The sequence below is a fragment of the Sphingorhabdus sp. genome (assembly GCF_046154385.1).
In the GTDB taxonomy this organism is placed as follows: domain Bacteria; phylum Pseudomonadota; class Alphaproteobacteria; order Sphingomonadales; family Sphingomonadaceae; genus Sphingorhabdus_B.
In genome coordinates this window covers 14,530-39,513 of sequence record NZ_JBJXFW010000041.1, presented here as the reverse complement: position 1 = coordinate 39,513, position 24,984 = coordinate 14,530, and the positions used below count along the sequence as shown (strand labels likewise).

Annotated in this window: 24 protein-coding genes; 10 read left to right on the top strand and 14 right to left on the bottom strand. The window is 54.7% G+C overall.

What is annotated here, in order from left to right; all coding sequences use genetic code 11:
• The first annotated feature begins 373 nt into the window (after positions 1 to 373).
• Positions 374 to 1,075: a response regulator transcription factor CtrA gene (ctrA, locus tag ACKVOS_RS07985; protein WP_143776146.1), complete on the top strand. Its 702-nt coding sequence runs from the start codon at positions 374 to 376 to the stop codon at positions 1,073 to 1,075.
• A gap of 72 nt (positions 1,076 to 1,147) precedes the next feature.
• Here ctrA and ACKVOS_RS07980 read toward each other — a convergent pair whose 3' ends face one another.
• The 10 genes from ACKVOS_RS07980 to ACKVOS_RS07935 form a co-directional block, all read right to left on the bottom strand.
• The gene (locus tag ACKVOS_RS07980) at positions 1,148 to 2,458 is read right to left on the bottom strand and encodes a M20/M25/M40 family metallo-hydrolase (RefSeq protein ID WP_409211486.1); all 1,311 of its coding nucleotides are present in this window, start codon (positions 2,456 to 2,458) and stop codon (positions 1,148 to 1,150) included.
• 17 nt (positions 2,459 to 2,475) lie between these two features.
• On the bottom strand, positions 2,476 to 3,240 hold the full coding sequence (locus ACKVOS_RS07975) for a metallophosphoesterase family protein (RefSeq protein ID WP_409211485.1): 765 nt from the start codon (positions 3,238 to 3,240) through the stop codon (positions 2,476 to 2,478).
• Positions 3,241 to 3,282: 42 nt separating this feature from the next.
• Complete coding sequence (locus tag ACKVOS_RS07970) at positions 3,283 to 4,443, bottom strand: saccharopine dehydrogenase family protein (RefSeq protein WP_409211493.1); 1,161 nt, start codon at positions 4,441 to 4,443, stop codon at positions 3,283 to 3,285.
• Between the two features lie 32 nt (positions 4,444 to 4,475).
• Entirely contained in the window at positions 4,476 to 5,030 is a 555-nt protein-coding gene (gene dcd, locus ACKVOS_RS07965; RefSeq protein ID WP_409211484.1) for a dCTP deaminase, read from the bottom strand.
• A gap of 9 nt (positions 5,031 to 5,039) precedes the next feature.
• Positions 5,040 to 5,462, bottom strand: a complete 423-nt coding sequence (locus ACKVOS_RS07960) for a cytidine deaminase (protein WP_409211483.1) — start codon at positions 5,460 to 5,462, stop codon at positions 5,040 to 5,042.
• Positions 5,459 to 6,145: a GH25 family lysozyme gene (locus ACKVOS_RS07955; RefSeq protein WP_409211482.1), complete on the bottom strand. Its 687-nt coding sequence runs from the start codon at positions 6,143 to 6,145 to the stop codon at positions 5,459 to 5,461. The genes ACKVOS_RS07960 and ACKVOS_RS07955 overlap by 4 nt, the downstream gene beginning before the upstream one ends.
• Before the next feature lie 552 nt (positions 6,146 to 6,697).
• On the bottom strand, positions 6,698 to 7,216 hold the full coding sequence (locus tag ACKVOS_RS07950) for an NUDIX hydrolase (protein ID WP_409211481.1): 519 nt from the start codon (positions 7,214 to 7,216) through the stop codon (positions 6,698 to 6,700).
• A complete protein-coding gene (locus ACKVOS_RS07945) occupies positions 7,213 to 7,902 on the bottom strand; it encodes a TPM domain-containing protein (protein WP_409211480.1) in 690 nt (229 codons plus the stop codon). Before ACKVOS_RS07945 ends, ACKVOS_RS07950 begins: the two co-directional genes overlap by 4 nt.
• Before the next feature lie 12 nt (positions 7,903 to 7,914).
• A complete protein-coding gene (locus tag ACKVOS_RS07940; RefSeq protein WP_409211479.1) occupies positions 7,915 to 8,718 on the bottom strand; it encodes a TPM domain-containing protein in 804 nt (267 codons plus the stop codon).
• Positions 8,719 to 8,741: 23 nt separating this feature from the next.
• Positions 8,742 to 9,350, bottom strand: a complete 609-nt coding sequence (locus ACKVOS_RS07935) for a LemA family protein (protein WP_409211478.1) — start codon at positions 9,348 to 9,350, stop codon at positions 8,742 to 8,744.
• A 139-nt stretch (positions 9,351 to 9,489) separates the two neighbouring features.
• Here ACKVOS_RS07935 and mscL point away from each other — a divergent pair, with 139 nt between their 5' ends.
• The 7 genes from mscL to ACKVOS_RS07900 all read left to right on the top strand — a co-directional run bounded on the left by mscL (position 9,490) and on the right by ACKVOS_RS07900 (position 16,591).
• On the top strand, positions 9,490 to 9,903 hold the full coding sequence (mscL, locus tag ACKVOS_RS07930) for a large conductance mechanosensitive channel protein MscL (protein ID WP_409211477.1): 414 nt from the start codon (positions 9,490 to 9,492) through the stop codon (positions 9,901 to 9,903).
• A 55-nt stretch (positions 9,904 to 9,958) separates the two neighbouring features.
• Complete coding sequence (locus ACKVOS_RS07925) at positions 9,959 to 11,212, top strand: class I SAM-dependent methyltransferase (protein ID WP_409211476.1); 1,254 nt, start codon at positions 9,959 to 9,961, stop codon at positions 11,210 to 11,212.
• Positions 11,213 to 11,237: 25 nt separating this feature from the next.
• Positions 11,238 to 12,452: a serine hydrolase domain-containing protein gene (locus ACKVOS_RS07920; RefSeq protein ID WP_409211475.1), complete on the top strand. Its 1,215-nt coding sequence runs from the start codon at positions 11,238 to 11,240 to the stop codon at positions 12,450 to 12,452.
• A gap of 139 nt (positions 12,453 to 12,591) precedes the next feature.
• Complete coding sequence (locus ACKVOS_RS07915) at positions 12,592 to 13,701, top strand: PotD/PotF family extracellular solute-binding protein (protein WP_409211474.1); 1,110 nt, start codon at positions 12,592 to 12,594, stop codon at positions 13,699 to 13,701.
• 3 nt (positions 13,702 to 13,704) lie between these two features.
• Positions 13,705 to 14,619, top strand: a complete 915-nt coding sequence (locus tag ACKVOS_RS07910; protein ID WP_409211473.1) for an ABC transporter permease — start codon at positions 13,705 to 13,707, stop codon at positions 14,617 to 14,619.
• Complete coding sequence (locus ACKVOS_RS07905; protein WP_409211472.1) at positions 14,619 to 15,461, top strand: ABC transporter permease; 843 nt, start codon at positions 14,619 to 14,621, stop codon at positions 15,459 to 15,461. The genes ACKVOS_RS07910 and ACKVOS_RS07905 overlap by 1 nt, the downstream gene beginning before the upstream one ends.
• On the top strand, positions 15,461 to 16,591 hold the full coding sequence (locus ACKVOS_RS07900) for an ABC transporter ATP-binding protein (protein ID WP_409211471.1): 1,131 nt from the start codon (positions 15,461 to 15,463) through the stop codon (positions 16,589 to 16,591). The genes ACKVOS_RS07905 and ACKVOS_RS07900 overlap by 1 nt, the downstream gene beginning before the upstream one ends.
• Here the strand turns inward: ACKVOS_RS07900 and ACKVOS_RS07895 are convergent.
• The 4 genes from ACKVOS_RS07895 to ACKVOS_RS07880 form a co-directional block, all read right to left on the bottom strand.
• On the bottom strand, positions 16,588 to 17,397 hold the full coding sequence (locus ACKVOS_RS07895) for an FKBP-type peptidyl-prolyl cis-trans isomerase (protein WP_409211470.1): 810 nt from the start codon (positions 17,395 to 17,397) through the stop codon (positions 16,588 to 16,590). The genes ACKVOS_RS07900 and ACKVOS_RS07895 overlap by 4 nt on opposite strands.
• Before the next feature lie 55 nt (positions 17,398 to 17,452).
• Entirely contained in the window at positions 17,453 to 18,841 is a 1,389-nt protein-coding gene (locus tag ACKVOS_RS07890; RefSeq protein ID WP_409211469.1) for an aspartate aminotransferase family protein, read from the bottom strand.
• Positions 18,842 to 19,014: 173 nt separating this feature from the next.
• Positions 19,015 to 19,752: a gamma-glutamyl-gamma-aminobutyrate hydrolase family protein gene (locus ACKVOS_RS07885; RefSeq protein ID WP_409211468.1), complete on the bottom strand. Its 738-nt coding sequence runs from the start codon at positions 19,750 to 19,752 to the stop codon at positions 19,015 to 19,017.
• A complete protein-coding gene (locus ACKVOS_RS07880; RefSeq protein WP_409211467.1) occupies positions 19,749 to 20,915 on the bottom strand; it encodes an isovaleryl-CoA dehydrogenase in 1,167 nt (388 codons plus the stop codon). Before ACKVOS_RS07880 ends, ACKVOS_RS07885 begins: the two co-directional genes overlap by 4 nt.
• Before the next feature lie 107 nt (positions 20,916 to 21,022).
• Here ACKVOS_RS07880 and ACKVOS_RS07875 point away from each other — a divergent pair, with 107 nt between their 5' ends.
• Together ACKVOS_RS07875 and ACKVOS_RS07870 are read left to right on the top strand one after the other, a co-directional pair.
• A complete protein-coding gene (locus ACKVOS_RS07875) occupies positions 21,023 to 22,261 on the top strand; it encodes an NAD(P)/FAD-dependent oxidoreductase (RefSeq protein ID WP_409211466.1) in 1,239 nt (412 codons plus the stop codon).
• A 3-nt stretch (positions 22,262 to 22,264) separates the two neighbouring features.
• Positions 22,265 to 24,982 (top strand): helicase-related protein, encoded by a 2,718-nt coding sequence (locus ACKVOS_RS07870; RefSeq protein WP_409211465.1) that lies wholly within the window; start codon positions 22,265 to 22,267, stop codon positions 24,980 to 24,982.
• The last annotated feature ends 2 nt before the right edge of the window (positions 24,983 to 24,984 follow it).

Sequence of the window (24,984 nt, the reverse complement as noted above, 5' to 3'; positions counted from 1 at the left end):
TGCATGATGCATTGCGCGCACAGGATGTTCGCGTGAAAATATGCAAAGTAATACTATGTATGTTTAGATAGTTTCGATATGTAAAGGAAGCATGGCGTTATTTGGTGCAAATGCCTCGGCACTGTTGCCGATTTGCCACATCTCTGGTGGCCAATTTGGACCAAAAAAATTTACACCCGCCCGATTGGCGCTCAAGTCTATGGAAATGATTCACTTTTTACCGGTCTGGCACCGTGCGACTCGCCGGAATTCCTGCGTTAATATGAAATTAACCTTTTCAGTTCATTTCCCTTATGGTTAATAAAGTCCAACGCACCATTGGATGGGTCTGGTGGTGTTGCGGAGTTGCAATAAGCAAAGAGGGGTTTGCCCAATGCGTGTGCTTTTGATTGAAGACGAACCAACCACGGCGAAGGCCATCGAAATGATGCTCGCGACCGAGGGTTTCAATGTCTACACCACTGATTTGGGCGAAGAAGGCCTCGATCTGGGTAAGCTTTATGATTATGATATTATATTGCTCGACCTCAACTTGCCCGACATGCACGGCTATGATGTGTTGAAGAAATTGCGTGTCGCCAAGGTGCAGACCCCGGTTCTTATTCTATCCGGTATTTCCGAAATGGATTCTAAGGTGCGCTCGTTCGGTTTTGGTGCCGACGATTATGTGACCAAGCCTTTCCATCGCGAAGAGCTTGTTGCCCGAATTCACGCCGTTGTGCGCCGTTCAAAGGGACATTCGCAATCGGTTATCCGTACCGGCAAGCTGTCGGTGAACCTGGATGCCAAGACAGTCGAAGTCGACGGCAGCCGCGTCCACCTGACCGGGAAAGAATATGCCATGCTGGAGCTCCTCTCGCTCCGCAAGGGAACTACGCTGACCAAGGAAATGTTCCTCAACCATCTTTATGGCGGCATGGACGAACCTGAACTCAAGATTATCGACGTTTTCATCTGCAAACTTCGTAAGAAACTGGCGTTGGCTTGCGGTGGAGAAAATTATATCGAAACCGTCTGGGGCCGTGGCTATGTGCTGCGTGACCTTGACGATATGGAACAACCGATGGTTGCCTGATCTCCCGCTTTCACCCGAAAGAATCTAAATGGCGCGGTCTGAGGAGGCTGCGCCCTTTTTTTGATCCAGATATTACTTCCTTGGAGGTAGTCCGCCGAACGTGATCGTGCTTTCGGCGCCGTTTTTACCTACGGAGCTTACGCCGACGAAATGGTCGTCGACGATCAAGCCTTTCAAAAGCGCTTCCGTACCCTCGACCTCTTGTGCCAGCGTCCAGTCCTGCGCATCAGCGCGACGTTGATAGACACGGTAACGCACCGCGCCGGGCGCAGCTGTCCAAGTCACGCTTGTGTCCGATGAGACGGCTCCGCCCAGCGTTGCGGATTCAGGCGCGGGCGGGGCGCTGGCAAGTGCGGACGCCGTTGCGACGTTCAATGCGGTTACCTTGGCGAGATAGGCGAAATCCATCTTGTCGACAGTGTCACCATATTCAATACCGTTTTCGGTCCGCAGGTCCTGATGCTGGTGATGGTAATTTTCGACCCCCACGGTGAACCGGATGGCCGGAAGGCCAAGTTCAAGCGCGGGCAAATGGTCGCCCCCACGTGCAAAGCGGTCGGGGCGACGGACCCCGAATACATCAAGCCCGATGCCGGGATTGGCCGCCGCCACAGTGTCGGCATAGCGCATCAATCCCCGGCTTGGGCCATCATCTTCACCACCGCTGCCCCGCCGTGCCATTTGGGCGGTAATATCTTCAGATGCCCGGATACCTTCGCTGAAGACGCGGACGATTGCGTCGACTTTTCGCCCGTCGGTGCCCAATGTGTTGCCAACAATGTCGTTGTTGAGCATGGCGGTGACTTTCCAGCCGCGCTCTTTGGCGGTTTCCGCCAGCAGCCGTCCGCCCATCAGGCCTTGCTCTTCCCCCGATAACAGGGCGAAAATGATTGTCGCGTCGCTCTGCGGGTGTTGCGCCATCACCCGAGCGGCTTCGATAACCAGAGCGCTGCCCGATCCGTCGTCATTTGCGCCGGGGGCATCCTGCGTGAAATCCATGACATCGGACACGCGGCTATCGATATGCCCGGCGATGATAATGACGTGGTTCCAGCCCATCTTTCCGGCCTTTATGGCCAGCACATCAACGATGTTGACCCCGTTTGGCGCGCGTGGGCCGATCATATTGCGTTCGATCAACTCGGTCGTCAGGCAGCCTTTACACGCCTTCGCAATCTTTTCGAATTCGGCCTTTGCCCATGCCCGCGCCGCGCCGATGCCACGTTTCGGGTCCGTTGCCGACGAAAGCGTGTGCCGGGTGCCAAAGCTGACCAGTTTTTCAACATCAGCCTTCAGCCGTTCGGGGTTGGGCCCATTGTCTGCCGAAGCGGGATGGGGAAATGAAAGGGCGAGGGCGCTTGCCAAAAAGATGTATTTTTTCATAGGCTTCCTATGGCACATCATGTTTGCAGATACCAGCGTTCGCCACCTTCCAATGCAATCGCGGTTAATACAGATGATGCATATGCGCCGGTATCGATACCGATGCGGGACCCGCGTTCTTCCACATCTTCATAAATCGTATGGCCATAAACGACGACTTTTTCGAGGTCGCCGCGTTGATCCACGAAATCTTCACGGATCCAGCGCAAATCGCTTGGTTTCTGGTCGGCCAGAGGGACGCCGGGGCGGATGCCGGCGTGGACAAAGACATAATCGCCGATGATGATCTGGTCTTCAAAGCTTTCAATAAATTCCAGATGGCTTTGGGGGACCAGCGTGCCCAAACGTTCGGAAAGCTGTTCCATGTCGAGCGTGATATAGTCGCTGCGGGTAATGGGGTAGGACAAAATCGTTGCTTCGCCGCCGATGCGGATGAAGAAGCGCGTCACCTTAACATCATTTTTGCGGCAGGCGCGCACGAACACTTCTTCATGGTTGCCCATCAGGAACCGGACATTCCGGCCCGCCTTCTGCAATGCCATCGCGGTTTCGATAACGCCCGAACTGTCCGGACCGCGATCCATCAGGTCGCCCAGAAACAGGATATGCGTTTCGGCAGGCCCCCGTGCGAGGTCGTCGGCTTCGATCTTCCGGAGCAGTTCGTGCAGCAATGTGTTGCAGCCATGTACATCGCCAATGGCATAAACACGCATGCCGTCCGGCACCCGCGCGGTATCGAGCGGACGCAAAATGGCGGTTTTTTTGAAGAGGCGACCTAGCATGGCCTGCGCGATATAGGCGCACAGGCTATGCTTTGAAAGAGGTTAACCTTCGACGGCAAAAGTGAGTCCTGCAAAGTTTTGCAGTCGCGAGACCAACGCTTCGCCAAGCGCCGCCCCGGGGGTCGTCACGCCGCCCGCGCCATCGATTTCGCTCAGGCCTATCGCGGTTTCCGAAATCATCTTGGATGTGGAGCCATAGCCCGGATCCCGGTCGCCTTTAACGCTTAGCCGTGCGGTCCGGCCATCGGGATATTCCGCGATGAACAGCACGTCATAAAAGCCGTTGTCGCGTTCTTCCTTGGTCGGGCCTTCGCCGGGCTTTGGATCGTCGGGCGTGCCGATCATCGGCGTCTTCGCCACATATTCCGCCGCTTGCTGCCCCGCATCGCCGGGGCCGGTCAGCATCATTTCGTCATAGACAAAGTCGGTGCCGTACATATGGCCCAGCAACGCATTGGTGCGGTGCACATTCTTGGTGTTGATGGGGGCCATTACGAAGTTTGTCGCCCAACTCCCTAAACTTTCGTCATATTCCGGTTTGTTCCCGGCGGGCTGCAGCGGGCCTTCAAAACCATTGGCGAGGCTGAATGGATTGGTGAGATAGCCGATCACGGCAGGGTCCTTGGCAGCCGCTGCCATCGTCGCTTTCAAACTGGCCGCCGTCCCGCCGGAGAATTTGCCCGCCATGGCACGCACACGTCCTTTGACGCGCGGGGCAGGGGCGCCGAATTTTTCGATGCAATGTTTCTGCAGCATCAGGACGCCCAGATCAAAGGGGATGGAATCGAAACCGGCGGAAAAGCAGATCCGCGCGCCCGACGCCTTGGCCGCGGCGTCATGTTCGTCAATCTTCTGCCGCATCCACGCCGGTTCGCCGCACAGGTCGGTATAGTCGGTGCCATTGGCGACGCAGGCGGCCACCAGTTCATTGCCATACAACTGATAAGGCCCGACCGTAGTCAAAATAACCGAAGCCCGTTTCGCCATCGCATCCAGAGAGGCCGGGTCCGACGCATCGGCAACAACAAAGGGCGTATCGGCCGGCGCGCCGATCAGGTCGCGCACCTCGGCCAGCTTGTCCGCGCTGCGCCCCGCCATCGCCCATTTGACGCCGCTTTTGTCCTTCAGATATTCCGCAACCAACCGGCCTGTATATCCGGTCGCGCCATAGACAATGATGTCGAATTCTCTCGCCTTGGTCATCTCGTTCATCCTCTCAACAGTTCAAAGTCTTGTTATAATTTCGGCAAGGTTACCCCGCGTTGCCCCATATATTTGCCCGCGCGGTCGGCATAGCTTGTCTCGCAGGGTTGCTCTCCCTTTAGAAACAGGAACTGGCACGCGCCCTCATTGGCGTAAATCTTTGCTGGCAAGGGGGTGGTGTTGGAAAATTCCAGCGTCACATGGCCTTCCCAGCCGGGTTCCAGCGGGGTCACGTTTACGATGATCCCACAGCGCGCATAAGTGCTTTTGCCCAGACAGATCACCAGCACATCGCGCGGCACGCGGAAATATTCGACCGTGCGGGCAAGGGCAAAGCTGTTTGGCGGAATGATACACACATCGGTTTTGCGGTCGACGAAGCTTTTGGGATCAAATTCCTTGGGGTCGACGACCGAGCTGTCGACATTGGTGAAAATCTTGAATTCATCGGCAACGCGGGCGTCATAACCATAAGAGGACAGGCCGTAGCTGATACAGCCGTCGCGCCGCTGCGCCTCGACAAACGGTTCGATCATGCCGGTCGCTTGCGCCTGTTCGCGTATCCAGATGTCGGACAATATGGACATATATTTCCTTTATTTCAGATTTGCCGGACCGAAACCGTGCGGCAACAGTTCGGAAAGCAGATAGCTATCATAGCCGTCGGCGCGCGCACAATGCACGGGAATATCGCGCTGCGTCAGGTCCGCAACTTCTTTGATGATCTGACGGCACCGTCCGCATGGCGTAATGGCTTCGGCGTTGGCGGCGACGCCATCGGCGGGACCGCCGGCAACCGCAATAGCGACGATATTTTTCAGCAAACCATCGCTGTTGGCCTTCGCTATGGCCACGGTTTCGGCGCACAATGTCATGCCATAGCTGGCATTTTCAAAATTCGATCCTGTGACAATGTCGCCATTATCCAGCAACACCGCCGCACCGACATGAAAGTTTGAATAAGGCGCATAGGCATTGGCCGCCGCCTTTATTGCGGCATTTACAAGATTTTGCGTCATTTCCTCACCACAACCCAACGAACAGGGCCTTCTATGCCGTCCATACGCAACCCGGTATTGGCTGTCCACATCACCCACGGCCGCGCGGAATAATCGGGCAGGAACCAGTTGCGTTCCAGCCAGACTGTGCGGTCAATCGCGCTGCTGACCTGATATTCCTTTTCGAAATCTGCCGTGAGCAAAAGGATCGCTGGCGAACCGCTGTGCGCTTCGATCAGGTTCAGGAACGTCGCGAGTTCGGATAAAATGAGGGCGCGGTTGGGGCGGTTGGTGCAATTTTCGCTGAAGTCGAGCTGGACCGCGGGCGGCAAAGCGGCGGAATTGCGTGGCACAGTCGTGATAAACAGCATCGCCTGATCGGACGCCAGGCGGCATATATCGAAATGATGCAGCGCCCCGAACCTTATGCCTGCTTGCTTTACGCCATCCAGATTTGCCTCAAATTGCGGGTCACGGCCACGCGCCCCTTCGACAGCGGTGATATAGGCAAAATCGACGCCGGTCGCCCCGAGCTTTGCCCATTGCGGCGTGCCGTTAACCTCTGCAACAACGACGCCTTGTACCGGATATTCATCGCGCGCCGGGGTCCATCCGGTCACGAGGCTCCACACCGCAAAAGCCCCCAAAAGCAAGGCCACCGCAACCGCTATCCAACGAAAATGGCGGCCTAAAACACGTGCCATGCAATCTGTGGTCCTTCCCGAATCAATAAATCTATTGCCCCTGACACCGCCGCGAGTCGAGCGAAACGTGGCAACTTGCCGCCTGATCGATGCGGAGCGGGGCTGAGCGGGTGTGGTGTTGGATTCGTCAGAAGGAATAAGGCAAAAAGGAAGAAGGCGTCGCTAAGTCCCCCTCCCGCTTGCGGGAGGGGAGTAAGGAGCCAAACTTTGCACCCTTACCGTCACCCTGAACTTGGTTCAGGGTCTATTTGTCAGCCCATTCCTGCGCCGTGTGTGGCAAGCTAAGCTGGGACGCACGGTTGCGTTATATTTCCCGCTAAGGTTGCCGTTGCACGATGGACCCTGAAACGAATTCAGGGTGACGGGTGTGTTACGCTGCGGGGTTGGGGACAGTCCCTTTTGGGACAGTCCCCGTAGAACGTGACGTTGGGGGCTATTCCTCTCAAAGTCCGAGGACTAGACTACCTTTCCTCTTCCCAAAAGGGGTGAAGGAAAGGCCAACGCCTTCTTCCTTTTTGCCTTTTTCCTTTTAGCGGAAAAAAGCCTCGCAGCCTAAAACACCATCCCCGGCAACATCAGCAACTTCACATCCACCACACAGCCTTCGGCCCTTTTGCCCGCCACAAAGGCCGGAAGCTGCGCAAGCGCCACGCGGTGGACGATGATGTTTTCGCCGTCGACCCCGCCGCCGTCGCCGACCTTATTCAGGCCGGTGGCGCGGACGAGGGTGAAGCTTTCGCTGACCATGCCGGGGGAGGAGAAGAATTCGCCGACGATGTCCAGTCTGCCGGCGCGATAGCCGGTTTCTTCCTCCAACTCGCGCGCGGCGGAGGTGAGGGCGTCTTCGCCTGCATCATGATCGCCGATCAGCCCGGCGGGAAGCTCGATGCAGGATGCGCCCAACGGCACGCGATATTGTTCGACGAGGAGGACATGGCCATCCTCCACCGCCAATATGACGGCGGCCTTTATGCCGCGTGCGCGGGAAACATATTCCCATTTTCCCCGTGTTTTGGCGGTGATGAAACGCCCCTGCCACATGATTTCTTCAGGCTCGGCATCCGTCGTCATAGTTCAATCAACCTGTCGGGTAACTCGTTGGGATTTTCATGGCCCTTGGGGAAATGTTCGGCAAGAACAATGCCCATTTGCCGCACGGCTTCGGCCATGCCTTCGCCCGGCTGCCCGGCCTTGACCCGTTCGATCAAGGCGACCATCGCATCGCCCCAGATTTCGGGCGTGACCAGCTTGGCGATTTCTTCATCGGCCACGATTTCCGCGCGATGTTCCTTCATCGACAGATAGAGCAGCACGCCGGTCCGGCCCAAGGTTTTGGCTTCGGTGCCGACCTTGAACAGGCTGATCGCGCGGGCGCGGACGCGGGTCATCTTGATGGCTTTGGGGGTGAGGGCAAGGCGCAACGGCATCCACTTCAGGATCAACCACGTGCCCACCCATTTGAGGATCATCGCGACGAAGATCATCGCCAAAATCTCGCCGGTGCTATAATCATGCGCCCAGCCGCCGGACATTGCGTTGACCAGCCCCAGATAGAAATCGGGGAACAGGCCATATGCCGCCAGCGCCAGAAACGCCGCGACACTGGCCCAGAACAGGCCGATATCTTCATAATGGTCCGACAGGTCGGTGACGATCGTGACGATTTCGCCGCTGGTGTGCTGTTCCGCGGCGGCAACCGCCTCGGTCACGCGCACATGGTCGGCTTGTGTCATCCGGTTTATTTTATGTAAGGCCATATCGTCCGTTCCTTACCAGCCGCCCGATGCGCCGCCGCCACCGAAGCCGCCGCCACCACCCGAGAAACCCCCAAAGCCGCCGCCTCCGCCGCCACCCCACGATGAGCCGCCACCGCCACCCCAGTCGCCGCCGCCCCAGATAATCACGGGGCCAGCGCCGCCGCGCCGGTGTCTGCGCCCGCCGCCTTTCATGCTTTGGATCATGGGCAAAAGAACAAAGAAGATGAGGAAGAGCATGAATATCAGCGCACCCAAGGGGAAGCCTTCATCGTCCTTCTGGTTTTTCTGCGCTTCGGCCGCCACTTTCGCGGCTTCGTCCGCAGGCAGTTCCAATTGGATGACAATGCGGTCGACACCGGCATTGATGCCGCCGGGGAAATCGCCATCCTTGAAACGGGGGGTGATTTCGTTGCGGATGATGGATGAGGACAGGCCGTCTGTCAGTATGGGTTCGAGGCCATAGCCGACCTCGATCCGCATCTTGCGTTCATTGGGCGCGACGATCAGGATCGCGCCATTATCCTTCTCGCTTTCGCCCTTGCCATCCTGTCCGATGGCCCAATGCCGTCCGAGGCGGTAGCCATAGTCGGATATCTCATAGCCTTCGAGGCTGTTCAATGTCGCGACCACGAGTTGCCGGTTGGTGCGGGTTTCCAGACCTTCCAGCTTGGCGGTGAGCGCGGCCTCTTGCGCGGGATCGAGCAGATTGGCCTCGTCCACCACGCGGCCGGACAATTTGGGAAATGTCTGCGCGAGCGCCGACTGGCCGGTTAGGACCAGTAGCGCCGCGACGAGAAGGCCGATGGCCTTTTTCATTTCAATATCCCGTGTTTCAGCGATTAGCTGGTGGGGGCCATATCAAGCTGGGGCGTTGCTTCGGCACCCGGCGTGGTCGCCTGATAGGGGACCATAGGTTTCGCACCGTGGATGATCTTGGCACCGATGATGTCAGGGAACGTCCGGATCGTCGTGTTATACGACCGGACGGCTTCGTTATAATCGCGCAGCGTAATGCGGACGCGGTTTTCCTGACCTTCCAACTGGTCCTGCAGCTTCAGATAGCCTTCCTGGCTTTTCAGCTCGGGATATTGTTCGACCGACACCAGCAGGCGCGACAGGCTGCCCGACAGCTGGTTCTGCGCGGACTGGAACGCGGCCATCTTGGCCGGATCGCTCAAGTCGGATGGGTTAACCTGAATATTGGGCGAGGTCGCTTTAGCGCGTGCCTCGATCACTTCAGTCAGTGTCTTGTTTTCCTGCGCAGCGGCACCCTTGACCACATTGGCAAGGTTGGGGATCAGATTGGCGCGTTCCTGAAACGCGGCCTGCACATCGGCCCATTTGGCTTTCGCATTTTCCTCAGCGGTCGGAACGCTGTTGATACCGCAACCGGTGAGCGTCGCCGCAGCCACGGGAACCAAAAGAAATTTCGCATAATTGGTACGCATCAAGGGAACTCCTTTAAGGGGCAACTGCTTTGTGTATTAGTCATATAAGGCGCGTGAAGATTTTACGCAATGACGGCTATCGTTTCTTTGCGAAATAGGGCATTTCGCTGCGGGGTTTTTTGAAAATGGGAGAATGTATATGTTAGGCGAATTCAAGGCATTTATAGCGCGGGGCAATGTGCTCGATCTTGCGGTCGGTGTGATTATCGGTGCGGCTTTCGGGAAAATCGTGACATCGATGACGGATGATCTGATCATGCCGCTCATCTCGCTGGCAACAGGTGGCGGTGTGGATTTCAGCAGCAAATATATTGTTTTGGGCGGAGCGGAGAAAATTACGACCGGAATGTCGCTGGTCGCGGCAAAGGCGGCTGGTGCCAATGTTTTTGCCTATGGCAGCTTCATCACGGCATTGATCAATTTTATCATTTTGGCGTTCGTCATTTTCATGATCGTGCGTCAGGCGAACAAGGCCATGCCACCACCTGCGGCGACCGGCCCGACCGACGTTGATCTGCTCACCGAAATACGGGACGAATTGCGCAAGAAATAAGTGTCCGGGTGCGGAGTAATTGCAAAGCCGACTGTGCTGTAGCATAGGCGCGGGCATGAATGCTCCAGACGCAAAAAGAGGCCGCCATTTAACCCGCAGTTCAGGATTGCGGGCCTTTACTGGCGGCCTTTTCAAGCGCGGGTTTGACAGGATTGTCGACCGTATCGATCACGGGTTCGATTTTGGCACCGTCGAAGGTGTGTTGCCCGACGGTTCGGTCCGGATTGTCGGCGGACGTGGTCCCGGGCCCTCGGCGCAGATCACCATCCATCATTGGAATGCGCTGTTCCGTTTGGTGCGCGGCGGATCTATCGGCTGGTACGAAGCATGGGCCGCCGGCGAGTGGAGCAGCCCCGATCCGGTTTTGATATTCGACCTGTTCATGCGGAACCGGGTAAAGCTTGGCAATGTCGGGCGTGCATCGGGTCTGGCCAAATATATCGGCAAGATACTGCACCGTTTGCGCGACAACAATCGCGGGGGTGCGCGCCGGAATGTCGAATTCCACTACGACCTCGGCAATGATTTTTACGCCGCGTGGCTGGACCGCAGCATGACCTATTCCAGCGCGTTGTTTGCCGAGCCGATTTCGGCCGACGAAACACTTGAAGACGCGCAGGCGCGCAAGATCGAAACGCTGCTGGCGCGGTTGGAGCTTAAGGCGGGGGATTCGTTGCTGGAAATTGGCTGTGGATGGGGCAGTTTGGCAGAAATATCTGTTTTAAAACAAGGCGTTAAATATCACGGCATTACCCTGTCGGCCACCCAGAAATCCTACATCGACGACCGCCTGAAAATGGCCCCCCAAGCTTCAGCCGAGTCAAAAGACTATCGGGATGTCACCGGAAAATACGACGCCATTGCCAGCGTCGAGATGGTCGAAGCAGTGGGGCAGAGATACTGGCCGGACTATCTATCCACCCTGTCCCGCTGCCTAAAACCCGGTGGCCGTGCCGCCATCCAATATATCCGGATCGAGGATGATATATTCGAAGCCTATGCCCTTGGCACTGACTTCATCCAGCACTATATCTTTCCCGGTGGCATGTTGCTGTCGGAAAGCAGGTTCCGTGCATTGGCGGAGGCCAATGGACTGGAATGGCATGACCAGCATGATTTCGGCCTCCATTATGCCGAAACACTCAAACGCTGGCGGCAGAGGTTTGACGAGGCAATCGAGGAAGGCAGGCTACCGGGCGGCTTCGACGAAAAATTCATTTCCCTGTGGCGCTATTATCTGATGTATTGCGAAGGAGGGTTCAGGGGTGGAGGCATCAATGTTGCACAAGTGACATTGTTGAAGCCATAATGTGAAAATGAGGGGTCGGGGTGCGATGAAAAAACTGATTTTGGCAATAATTCTGGTAATTGGTGGTGCAGCAGGGGGATTTTGGGCAACAACCGATGACGATATGAAGGCTCTGGTGTCGAGCCTTCCCACCGACGCCAACGTGCTGTTCTGGAACACCGCCCAACGCGACGCCGCGTTTCGCACTCTCGACCGGATTCCCATTCTCGCCAAGTCCAACATCATCGAATCCGGGGATGACGTTTTCGCGCTTCCAAAAGGTCCCGCAATCAAGATCGGCACGAATGTGGATGCCTATATGAAAGCGCAGCGTACCGCCGGGCTGGTCATTGTTCACGATGGGAAAATACGGTTTGAAAAATACGGCCTTGGTTTTTCCGGAGATGGCAAGTGGACCAGTTTTTCGGTCGCTAAATCCTTCACTTCGACACTTGTCGGGGCAGCCATAAAAGACGGCCATATCAAAAGCATAGAGGACAAGGTTTCGGCCTATATCCCCGATCTGAAAGGATCGGCCTATGATGATGTCACTATCCGTCAATTGTTGACCATGACATCTGGTGTGAAATGGAACGAGGATTACGCCGACCCCAAATCGGATGTAGCGCTGTTCAACCAGCATAAGGCAAAGGATGGCATGGATGTGACGGTCAGCTATATGCGGACGTTACCGCGCGAAGCTCCGGCCGGGACCAAATGGGTGTATAAAACCGGAGAGACCAATTTGATCGGTGTGTTGGTCAGTTCGGCGACCGGCAAGAAACTGTCCGATTATCTAACTGAAAAAGTCTGGGTTCCATTTGGGATGGAGCAAGACGCAACCTGGCTGCTGGGCGCAACCGGGCATGAAATTAGCGGATGTTGTGTGCAGGCATCGGTCCGCGACTTTGCCCGCTTCGGGCAATTCATGCTGGGCGGAGCGATAGTGAACGGTAAATCGATTTTGCCGTATGACTGGATCGCGGCTGCGACAACCAAGCAGGCAGGCATTGGCGATCCCGGCAAAGGATATGGATTCCAATGGTGGACCTATGATGATGGCAGCTATGCGGCTCAAGGTATTTTTGGTCAGGGCATATTTATCGACCCCAAACGTAAGCTTGTGATCGCGTCCAACAGCAACTGGCCAAAGGCAACCGACGATACAGTCGGTGAACAGCGCGAGGCGTTCTACAGGGCGGTGCAAGCCGCAGTCGACGCCGAAACCGCGCCCGTGGCTCCTCCAAAACAAGCATCCTAACCGTTCAATTGTTGTGATGATCTGTAATAAAATTACGCAATTGAAGCCTGTGCAAGGGTCGGAAAAAAGGGGCTTTTCCTGACGTCGAATTTGGTCCAGCATAGTCAATTAAATCAGGTGGGTCAGTCGGAGAAAAAAGATGGATTTCAAAACATTCTTGCAAGCAGGCAATAATCGTCGCGCAATGTTAAAGGGCATGGGCGTAGCTGCCGTCGGTTTCAGTTTAACGGGTGCACTTGCGGGATGTGGCGAAAAGGAAGCCAAAAAGCTGGCCAATGGCGAAGAGGCGAAGCTGAACTTCTACAACTGGGACACATATATCGGCGAGACAACACTCGAAGACTATAAGGACAGTTCTGGCGTAGATGTAAACATGACATTGTTTGCCAGTAATGATGAGCTGTTTGCCAAATTACGCGCCGGTAATCAGGGATATGATGTCATTGTGCCATCGAATGATTTTGTGGAGCGTATGGCGGCAGCGGACATGTTAATGCCGCTGGATCAGGCGCAGATTCCCAATTTCAAAAATGTCGCTAAAGATTATCAGGATGTACCTTACGATCCGGCGCGCAAATATTCGATGCCCTACACTTGGTTGGCGCTCGGCATTGGGTATCGCAAGTCAAAGGTGAATGGCACCCCTGATAGCTGGAAAGTGTTGTTCGATAGCGATGAATATAAAGGCCGGATTGCAGTGTTATCCGAAGCTGGAGATATGTTCCGGCTTTACGGAAAATATTTGGGCAAGTCTGTCAATGGACTGACTGACGAAGATCTGAAAACCATCGAGGCCATGATGATTAAGCAAAAGCCCAACATCAAATCTTTCCATGAAGATAATGGGCAGGATTTGTTGCTCAAGGGCGAAGTCGATCTGGTGCTGGAATATAATGGCGATATCGCGCAGGCAATGGTGGAAGATTCCGACATCGGATTCGTCATTCCCAAAGAAGGCGGTCAGCTGAATTCCGACAATCTTTGTATTCCTAAAGGGGCGCCGCACCCCAAAAATGCGCACGCGTTTATCAACTATTTGCTCGATGCAGAGGCAGGTAAAAAGATTACCGAAACAATTCTTTATCCTACACCCAATGATGCCGCCAAGGCTTTGATGCCAGATGATTATAAAAACAACACAGTGATTTTCCCGCCAGCAGATGTTTTGGCGAAATGCGAATATGCGAAGTTTAATCCGGATCTACAGCCGAAATATGAGGAGGCTTTTACCCGCGTGCGGGCGGCTTAAACAGTGGCGGGGGCGCTGCAAGATTGGAAGAACCAGAAAAAGCCGTTCGCCGCGATAGCGTCGGCGCCGGTGTTGTGGCTCGCGATTTTCTTTATCGCGCCCATGGCCATAGTTTGGCTCTATAGCTTTGGCGAAAATGCAGGCCCTGCCGATATCAATATTTCCGGAACACTCGATAATTATAAACGCGCAATCGAATGGCTGTATCTGTCGATATTCCTCAAAAGCCTTGCGGTTGCGGCGCTTACTACTCTGATTTGTCTGATTATTGGTTTTCCGGTTGCGATGGCTATCACCTTCGCAGCTCCCAAATGGCGCCCCTGGCTATTGCTTGGCATCATGCTCCCATTCTGGACCAATTTGTTGATCCGTACCTATGCATTGATGGCTCTCATGGGCACGAACGGATATATGAACAAGGGACTGGGTGGCCTGTGGGAAGGGGCAAGCTGGCTCCGTACTTTAGTTGGCATGCAACCATTGGAGGCATGGACGCCAATCCAGTTGCTCTATAACAATTTCGCCGTTGTATTGGGGTTGGTCTATGTGCATCTGCCTTTCATGGTCCTGCCGCTCTATTCTGCACTTGATCGTCTGGACAAAAGTCTGATTGAGGCAAGCCTTGATCTTGGGGCAGGGCATTTCAAAACTTTCATGCAAATCGTGGTGCCGCTTGCGGCGCCGGGCATTGTTGCCGGTGTTATGATTACACTCATTCCTGCGTTGGGGGCGTATTTGACACCCGACCTTATGGGCGGGACCGATAGCCAGATGATCGCCAATGTTATTGAACGGCAATTCAAACGCGCCAACGATTGGCCTTTCGGTGCAGCGCTTTCGTTCCTGCTAATCTACGCCATGTTCATCCTGATTGCCTTGCAATCGATGAAAGCGAACAAGACGAAGGAGGTGCGCTGATGGCTCTGTTCCGCTCTGCACCTATTGCGCCGCTGGAATATACCCGCAAATTGTGGATGCGTAGCTGGGTCGGACTGACCATGCTGTTTCTCTATGCCCCTTTGCTAGTGCTGATGGTTTTCAGTTTTAACGACAGCAAGCGCAATGTCGTCTGGAAAGGTTTCACGCTTAAATATTATGAAAAAGCGCTCAATAACGACAGTCTGGTGGAGGCGCTGGTCAATTCACTGACGATCGCTTTTTTGGCAACCGTCGTTAGTCTTGTCATTGGAGCGCTCGCGGCGGTCATGCTCTGGCGGTTCCGCTTTCCGTTCAAGGGTCTGGTCGAAGGCACTATGTCGTTGCCGATCATTGTTCCTGAAATTTGCCTCGGCGTCGCGTTTCTCATTTTCTTTGCCAAGGTGGAATGGCCAACTGACCTCATGTGGCCGCTCAACCTGTCCGCAATTACGATAGCCCACATTACCTTTTGCTTCCCCTTTGTAGCGATGGTTGTGCGTGCACGGCTGGCGAGCTTTAACAAGGAAGAGGAAGAAGCAGCCAAGGACTTAGGGGCATCCGAGTGGCAGGCCTTTCGTGATGTCCTCCTACCGCATATCAAACCGGGCCTTGTGGCAGGGGCGTTGCTGGCTTTCACCCTCAGCCTTGACGATTTCGTGATCACATTTTTCACCAGCGGCCCGGATACGATTACATTCCCTGTGAAAGTCTATTCCATGGTGCGCTTTTCGGTCACTCCTGAAGTGAACGCCGCCTCAACATTGCTCATCTTATTGACCGTCATCCTCACCTTCATTGCGCTGAAGTTGCAAGGGGTGAAGGGTATAGCGGAGACTCACTAATGACTGAAACAAAACAGCCCATCATTCAGATCCGCAACGTATCCAAACGCTTTGGCAAGGTCACGGCGGTCGATAATATCAGCCTCGACATTCTGGCCGGAGAATTTTTCGTCCTGCTCGGTCCTTCGGGCTGCGGCAAGACCACCTTGCTGCGCATGATCGCCGGCTTTGAAATGCCAACCGAAGGGCAGATCATCATTGACGGTCAGGATATGAGTTTGGTGCCGCCGAACAAGCGGCCCGTGAACATGGTGTTCCAAAGCTACGCGGTGTTTCCCCACATGAATGTTACGGACAATGTCGGCTACGGGTTGAGGATCGCGGGCGTGGCAAAGGGTGAAATCCGGGATCGGGTCGCAGAAGCGTTGGAACTGGTAAAGCTGGGCGGGTTTGAAGACCGGATGCCGGACCAGATGTCAGGCGGGCAAAGGCAGCGCGTGGCGCTGGCGCGCAGTCTGGTGATGCGGCCCAAAGTGCTACTTCTTGACGAGCCGCTCTCTGCACTGGATGCAAAGCTGCGCGCGCAGATGCAGTTTGAGCTTTCGGACTTGCAGGACAAGGTCGGAATTACCTTTGTAACGGTGACGCACGATCAGGACGAGGCATTGTCTATGGCAAGCCGTGTGGCTGTCATTAACAAGGGCGAAGTCGCGCAGCTCGCGGCGCCCTCGGACTTGTATGAATATCCTGCCAACCGCTTTGTGGCGGACTTCGTGGGATCGGTGAATATTTTTGAAGGCAAATTGACGCTCGACGAACCCGACAAGGCCGCGGTCGACTGTCCGGGTCTGGGCAAGGTTTATCTCAATCACGGCGTCACCGGCCCACATGGGGCCGATGTCTGGGTCGCGTTGCGGCCGGAAAAGATTTATCTGCACGTACCCGGCGAAGGCAAAGCCATCCGCGCCGCCGCGCAAGACGCACCCGATGCGCATAATCTTGCACGGGGGACGATCAAGGGCATGAGCTACCTTGGCGATATTACCTTGTATGAAATCCAGCTGGAAAGCGGACAAATCATACGCGTTTCCCGCCCGAACCTGTCACGCCACGATCAGGAAGACTTCACGTGGGATGACAAGGTCAGTATGCATTGGCGTGCCGATAGCCCGGTCGTCCTTTTGAGCTAAAAATCCAATTCCGGTGCGGTCCGCACGTCAAGCAGATTTATCTTGATGTTGATTTCCGGTGCCACCACATCAGTTTTTGGCATCGGCATACAGAAGGTGTAGCTTGACCCCGCTTTCATCAGTTTCAATGCTTCGACGAATTGGGGCGTAGCTTGCGCCAATGTAATCTTTTCCCATTCGCGTTGATCTTGCGTGATGCCTGTTTTTGCATCGAATGTTGCAAAATCTACCAATGCCATATCGGACGTGGTGGGGACTTTTCCTGTTCCTGATTGAATGACAAAGTAGCGCAAACCGGACTCGGTGGTCTTGTCACAAGTACGCTCCGCGACAGGTATAACCGGTTTTGGCTGCGGTAAAGTGAACGACAGGAGGTCAACTTCAAATACCAGATCGGCGTTGGCAGGGATCGGCCCGGAACCGTTGGCACCATATCCGAGCTTGGAAGGGATACAGAAACGGTAGCTGCTGCCCGGTTGCATGAGTTGCAGGCCCTGTGCAAAGCCGGAAATAACAGCACTTACTTTGAATTCAGTGCCCTCGCCGGAATCAAACATACTGCCATCAGATGTCAGCATGCCTTTGTAGTTGACCTTAACTTTGGCATCTGCCCCCGGCTTTTCGCCCTTTCCGGCTTTAATGACAGTATAGGATAATCCCTCCGGCGTTGTGGTGTCGCACGTCAGAGCCGGTGGTTTGGCCTTGGCATCATCGGGCGCGGTTGCTGCTGCAGGGGATGTCCCTAAAATCAGGCCGGGCGCCAATATGAGTGCGATTGTCGCACGTTTTATAGAAATATAGGTCATGTGATCTCGCGGAATGTTTGGGTCTATTTTTACCGGAACAAATTTCCGGCGACGATCAGATCGCCCTTAACTTCGGCTCCGCTTCATCCAGCGATTTCGAAATTATGCCGACAAGATCGTCAATTTGGCTGGTAGAGATGATTAGTGGCGGGCACATGACAATGCTGTCGCGAATGCCGCGAACCATAAGGCCGTTGCGAATACAGATGTCGCGCACCATTGGTCCTGCGGTTCCCTCCGCCCCGCCAAAGCGGGCGCCCGTTGCTTTGTCTGCCACAATCTCCACTGCACCAAGCAAACCGACCGAGCGTGCCTCGCCGACCAGCGGGTGGTCGTTTAACGCCGCAAGAGCTTTTGCAAGATAGGGCCCAGTTTCGCTCCGGGTCCGTTCCACCAAGCCTTCGCGCTCCATAATTTCGATATTTCGCAGCGCGACTGCCGATGCGACCGGATGACCCGAATAGGTATATCCGTGCACGAAATCTCCACCAGTTTTCATAACCGCGATAATTTCGGCACTGACCGCTACAGCAGAAATAGGCAGATAACCTGACGAAAGACCCTTTGCCATAGCGATGATATCAGGTTTTACGCCAACTGTTTCATGACCCCACATATTGCCGGTCCGGCCAAAGCCGCAAATAACCTCATCACATACCAGCAGGATCCCATATTTACGGCAGATGGCTTCAACCTGCGGCCAGTAATTGGCCGGAGGAATGATTACCCCGCCCGCACCCTGGACCGGTTCACCGATAAAGGCAGCGACATTTTCCGGTCCGACTTCAATAATTTTGTCTTCGATAGCTTGAGCGCAGACGGAGCCGAAATCTTCGGGTGTCATGTCGCGGCCTTCATTGTACCAATATGGTTGCCGAACATGTTCGATCCCGGAAAGCGGCAAAATGCCGGGGGCTGGGAAACCCTGACCATGCATGGCCTTCATCCCTCCCATGCTCACGCCGGCGACAGTCGAACCATGATAGGCATTGTGGCGACTAATCAAGATGGTGCGACTATGCTCACCCTTCACTTGCCAATAATGACGAACCATACGCAAGATTGTGTCATTGGCTTCGGAACCGGAACTGTTAAAAAACACATGGGGCAGACGACCACCCGTCAGGCTCGCAATCTTGTCCGCCAGCATGACGGCAGGCGGGTTCGCGGTTTTGAAGAAGCTGTTATAATATGGCAGTTCCAGCATCTGTTCGCGTGCGACCTCAGCCAGTTCGTCGCGTCCATAGCCTACATTGACGCACCAAAGTCCGGCCATGCCATCCAATATGCGGTTACCGTCCCCGTCATGGATGTAACATCCGTCGGCATGGGTAATGATCCGGCTGCCGCCCAAATCTTCGATTTCCTGCCAGTCGGCCTGGGCGGGAAGGTGATGGGCGATATCCATACGGCGAAGTTCGGCGATGTCGTAATTGCGGGGCATAAATCTATCCTTTGAATTGGGTTTGCTAAAGGGCAAAAAAATACGCAGAAATTGCCCGGTAGATGCTGAAATCAAAAATTCCGCGCATCACCGTTTTCTGCGGGATTCAAAAGGATATCAGGGCGAAAAGCCTATCCGGGCCTGATACCGGTTATAACGTGTAACGCAGCGGTTCATAACTCGCCTCTTAACGCTTTTCCCAACAGGTGAAAATAGGTTTGCGAATCCGGGTCATTTTCTGTCCCCCACTCCGGATGCCATTGCACGGCCAATAAGGGTGCCCCATTGGGTCGGGCGCTATAGGCTTCTATAAGCCCATCGGGCGCGCGGGCTTCGACCGACAGCCCATCTGCAAGGTTGTCAATCCCCTGATAATGCACGGAATTTACTTCCAAATCCGGTTTCGCATATGCGTTTGCAAGCATCCCGCCATCTACCAGTTCGACCGGATGTCGATGGCTGAACATGGCATCAAAGCCAACATCATCAGGCGCATGGTGACGAATGAGGTCGTCGCTGGTGCTAGTATCGCGCCGCAACGTCCCGCCCAAAGCGACGTTGATCTCCTGAAAACCCCTGCAAATGCCAAAGACAGGCTTTTGCGCGTCTATCATCCGGTCCACCATCGAAATAGCGATTTCGTCCCGGGCTTCATCAAAGGGGCCGTCGCCATTATCCTCGCCATAGCGAAGCGTTGCGACGTTGGACGGGCTTCCGGTCAGCAATATGCCGTCGAGCCTAGGCGCGACTTCGTTCGCCGTCATGAGATCGGGCAACGAAGGCACGATCAGCGCGGCCACATTGGCATAACGCATTGCGGAACGGATATAACGGTCCATGACTGCCTGCGCGCTTTCGGTGCCAACAATGCGATTGCATGCGATTACGCCTAAGACGGGGCGATTGCTCATGCTGCGCCGATCAATTCCCGACCAATCAACATGCGACGAATCTCGTTTGTGCCCGCGCCAATATCCAGCAGTTTTGCATCACGGAAAAACCGTTCCACCGGCCAATCTTTTGTATAGCCAGCGCCACCCAATGCCTGAATGGCTTCACCGGCAACTTTTACGGCATTTTCCGACGCCAGCAGAATGACTCCGGCTGCGTCAAACCGCGTAGTCTGGCCCGCGTCGCAAGCACGGGCAACTGCATATGTGTATGCGCGCGCGGAGTTCAGGGCAACATACATGTCCGCGATCTTACCCTGCATAAGTTGGAACGATCCGATAGCTTTGCCAAATTGTTTGCGCTCACGCACGAAAGGAAGAACCACATCAAGGCAAGCTTGCATGATGCCCAGTTGTAAACCGGCTAGAACAACCCGTTCATAATCAAGACCGGACATCAAGACACCAACGCCGCCGTGGAGCGGCCCTATGACCTGTTCTTCACTGACAAAGCAATCGTTGAACACAAGCTCTGCGGTTGGCGAACCACGCATCCCCATTTTGTCAATTTTCTGGCCAATGGAAAACCCTTCCATATCCTTTTCGATCAGAAAGGCTGTAATGCCGCGTGATCCGGCCTCAGGTGATGTCTTTGCATACACAACCAAAGTATCGGCAAAAGATGCATTGGTGATCCAGAATTTGGTGCCATTCAGGACATATCCTCCTTGAACGGCATCAGCCTTCAGCTTCATCGAAACTACATCCGACCCGGCTCCGGCTTCGGACATGGCCAAGCTGCCGACATGTTCACCGGAAATCAACTTGGGCAAGTATTTTGCCTTTTGTTCGGGAGATGCCCAACGCCGGATTTGATTGACGCACAGGTTGGAATGCGCCCCGTATGACAAGCCTATTGATGCAGACGCGCGGCTGACTTCTTCGACCGCTACCACATGTTCTAGGTAGCCGAGGCCAAGGCCGCCATCTTCTTCCGCAACGGTCAGGCCGTGCAGGCCAAGATCGCCCATTGCCGTCCACAGCTCGTCACGCGGGAACCAGTCGTCAGCATCAATCTTCGCTGCGAGTGGAGCAATTTTATCGTTCGCAAAGCGCTGGGTTGTCTCTCGGATCATCTCGGCGTTTTCACCGAGTGCAAAATCTAGGTTCATATGGGATGTCATGCATTCGTTCTGCCATCTATTTGCCCAACTCGCAAGCTTAGGGCTGGTATTATCCATGCCATCTGCCTACCGTTTATTGACAAAATACAGTAAAAGGGTGCGTTCACATGCAACAGTATGACGTTCTGATTGTTGGGGGCGGTCATAGCGGCGCGCAGGCCGCCATAGCGCTGCGGCAAGCAAAATTTGAAGGCAGCATAGCGATCATCAGCGATGAACTGGAATATCCCTATGAGCGCCCCCCGTTGTCGAAAGATTATTTTGCCGGTGACAAGGTTTTCGAACGGATATTGTTGCGTCCACCGGCTTTTTGGTCCGAGCGTTCCATTGACGTAAATTTAGGCAGGCGCGCTGAAGCCGTTGACCCTGCGGCGCACATTGTGACAATTTCGGATGGTGAAGCTCTGGAATATCAAAACCTGATATGGGCCACCGGCGGTTCCCCGCGCCGGTTATTGTGTGAAGGGGCGCAATTACCCGGCGTTCATGTCGTGCGAAATAAATCGGACGTCGATGGCATGATTTCCGAATTGGATGATGTCGCAACCGTTGCGATTATTGGTGGAGGCTATATCGGCCTGGAGGCTGCTGCGGTCCTGCGTAAAATGGGCAAGCAGGTGGTTATTCTTGAGACGATGGATCGCGTTCTTGCGCGGGTTGCCGGAGAGGAACTGTCGCGTTTTTTTGAAGCAGAGCATCGCGCGCATGGCGTGGATGTGCGGTTGGGCGTTACGGTTGCCTCATTGTCAGGCGATCATCATGTCGACGGAGTGCTTCTGGATGATGGAGAACATATTGCAGCGCAAATGGTTATTGTGGGTATCGGCATTATACCGGCGGTGGCACCACTTTTGAATGCGGGGGCCGCCGGCGGAGCAGGTGTAGACGTAGATGAATTTTGCCGCACATCGCTTGCCGATGTGTATGCAATCGGCGATTGCGCGGCTCACGCAAACAGCTTTGCCGACGGCGCGGTGATGCGGGTTGAATCGGTGCAAAATGCCAATGACATGGCCAATGCCGTTGCCAAGAGCATCGTGAGCGAGTTGACACCGTATCATTCGGTGCCCTGGTTCTGGTCAAACCAATATGATCTGCGTCTGCAAACGGTGGGCCTGTCGGTAGGGTATGACTCTTATGTCGTTCGTGGAGATCCCAAAGATCGCAGTTTTTCGATAATTTATAAAAAAAACGGAGGCATCATCGCGCTTGATTGCGTGAATATGACCAAGGATTATGTTCAGGGGAAAGCGCTGGTTAGCGGTCGAATGCGCTTTACCCCCGAACAATTGGCCGACACGTCAGTTACCTTGAAAGAATTGGTGGCAGGTCCGTCCAGCGTCTGAAATTTGTCCAAAGATCGCGTTTCTCTAACGGCTATTTTGGGCCCCACAAATACCGGCAAGACCCATTTGGCCGTCGAAAGAATGTGCGCTTATTCCAGTGGTATGATGGGCTTTCCGCTGCGGTTGTTGGCGCGGGAGATCTATGATCGCATCGTTGCAACCAAAGGTGCGCATCAAGTCGCCCTGATCACCGGAGAAGAGCGGATCGAACCACCGCAGGCGCGGTGGTACTGCTGCACGGTGGAATCCATGCCGATTCAAAAAGACTTTGCTTTTGTGGCGATTGACGAGGGGCAATTAGGCGCGGACCCCGAACGCGGACATATTTTTACCAACCGGATTCTACATGCACGCGGTCGCGAAGAAACCATGATATTGGGATCGGAAAGTCTTCGCCCCCTTATCCAGAGCTTGTTGCCCGAAGCAGAGATAATTTCGCGCCCCCGTTTCTCCACGCTAAGTTATGCGGGGGCGAAAAAACTGTCCCGGCTGCCCAAACGCTCAGCTATTGTGGCCTTTTCTATTGAACAGGTTTATGCTGTCGCCGAAACACTGCGCCGGATGCGCGGGGGCGCCGCCGTCGTTATGGGAGCACTAAGCCCGCGGACCCGAAATGCCCAAGTGTCCATGTTCCAGTCAGGTGAGGTTGACTATTTGGTGGCGACCGACGCTATTGGCATGGGTTTGAACCTCGATGTGGCGCATGTCGCTTTTGCAGGTTTGTCCAAATTTGACGGTGCACGACGACGGCGCTTGTCGATTGCCGAAATGGCCCAGATTGCAGGGCGCGCAGGCCGACATCAACGTGACGGTAGTTTCGGGACATTGGCTGGTGAAGGTAGCGAATTTTTGCCTGAAGAAGTGTTGGCGATTGAGAACCATAATTTTCCAAGTCTCGACTGGCTCTATTGGCGTGATGCGGAGCCTGCTCTTAATTCTGTCGCATCTTTGATTGCAGGGTTGGAGGCTAAGCCTAACCGCCCCGGTCTTTTGCCTGCGCCCAAAGCTGTTGACCTTGCAGTCCTGAAGCGGTTGGCGGAGATGCGCGAAGTAGTGGCACTTATACGCCATCCAGTTGATGTTGCACGGCTTTGGGAAGTCGCTAGCCTTCCGGATTTTCGCCAGATGGGGGAAGAGCATCACAGCCGCTTCGTCGCTTCTCTCTGGCAGCATTTGGGGCAGGGCGAACGTGTTTTGCCGCAGTCGCTCTATATGAACGAACTAGGCAGGCTGGAAAATGTGCAGGGCGATGTTGACACCCTGTCGGCGCGCATTGCGGGGGTTCGGACGTGGACCTACATCGCGCATCGTGGGGATTGGCTGGCCAATCCAACGGCAATGGCCGAACGCGCGCGTGGGTTGGAGGAAAAACTTTCCGATGCTTTGCACGATGCATTGCGCCAAAGATTTGTCGATAAAAGGACGTCGATGTTGCTGCGTAAAAACGCCAGTGACGGGGGGCTTTTCCCTGTCGAAATTGACGCGGATGGCAAGGTTTTTGTGGATGGCGAGGACATTGGAACTTTACAGGGCTTTTCGTTTCGGGTTGACCCAAAAGCGAAAGCAAGTGACCGTAAGCTATTATTGGCAGCGGCTGAACGGCATCTGGCGGAATACTTACGGCAAAAAGCAAGGGAAGTAGGAATGGCAGAAGAGAGTGATTTAGCACTCGGCGCGGACGCAGATGGAAAGCCTGCCATCTACTGGAAAGACGAATTGCTTGGCTTTTTGGTTAAGGGACGCAGCCTGATGCAGCCAATGTTTGAACCGGTCAAAGCGGTGTCCGGGCTTGAAAGCGATGCCTTGCGGGAGATTTCTGGAAGGGTTGAGAACTGGATAGAGGGGCAATTGGCGAAGGCGATGGGCGGTATCGTCGGCTTGCAAGAACTGGCGCAACAGGCCGATGTCGACGGCAATGTAAGGGCTCTCGCTGTACAATTAGCGGAGGCCGGCGGTATTGCAGGTCGACACTATCTCGCCGAAGCTGTTGCCGCCTTACCAAAAGAAGCTCGTGGTGCCGCGCGAAAGGGTGGCATCGTTTTCGGGGCACTTGATATCTATCATCATGCGGCGTTGAAACCTGCGGCCGCAAAATGGCGTGCTGCTCTGTTTGCTGCTCGTGACAGTAGACCAATGACCAAACTTCCCCCAGAAAGCGCGGTTCATTTGAAAGAGTGGAAATTCGCGCATCCCGGTGACGCCCGTAATGCGGGGTTTCGCAGGATTGGTGACGAATATGTCCGGATCGACCTTGCCGAACGGGTGATCAAAAAAGCCCATGAAGCGCGAGGGCAAGCCAATGTTTTTGGTTTGGATATGGCCTTTGCGACATCTTTGGGCCTGAGCGATGCCGGTTTAAGAGCGCTTATGCGTGATGCCGGATTTCGATCAGTTGACGCGCCTGCCGATAAAATTGATGCTAATTCGGAACTGAAAAGCTCAAACGCAGAGAGCTCTTCATTAAGTGAGGAAAATATTCCGCCAGTCCCCGATTTGGGTGCACAACCTGCGCTGCTTACACATTGGCGCTGGATTGGCCTCCCCAAACCACGGCCGCCTGAAAAAGCTAAGCAGCGCGTAAAGCCTGATCGTGCAAGACCTCAGTCGAAAGACCGGACAGGAGCGATAGGAGATCGTAAAGCTGAAAAGCCTAAAGAAGTCGCACCACCTTCCGCGTTGGCGTTGCAATTGGCGGCGTTGAAGGGACTGAAACTGTCATAGAT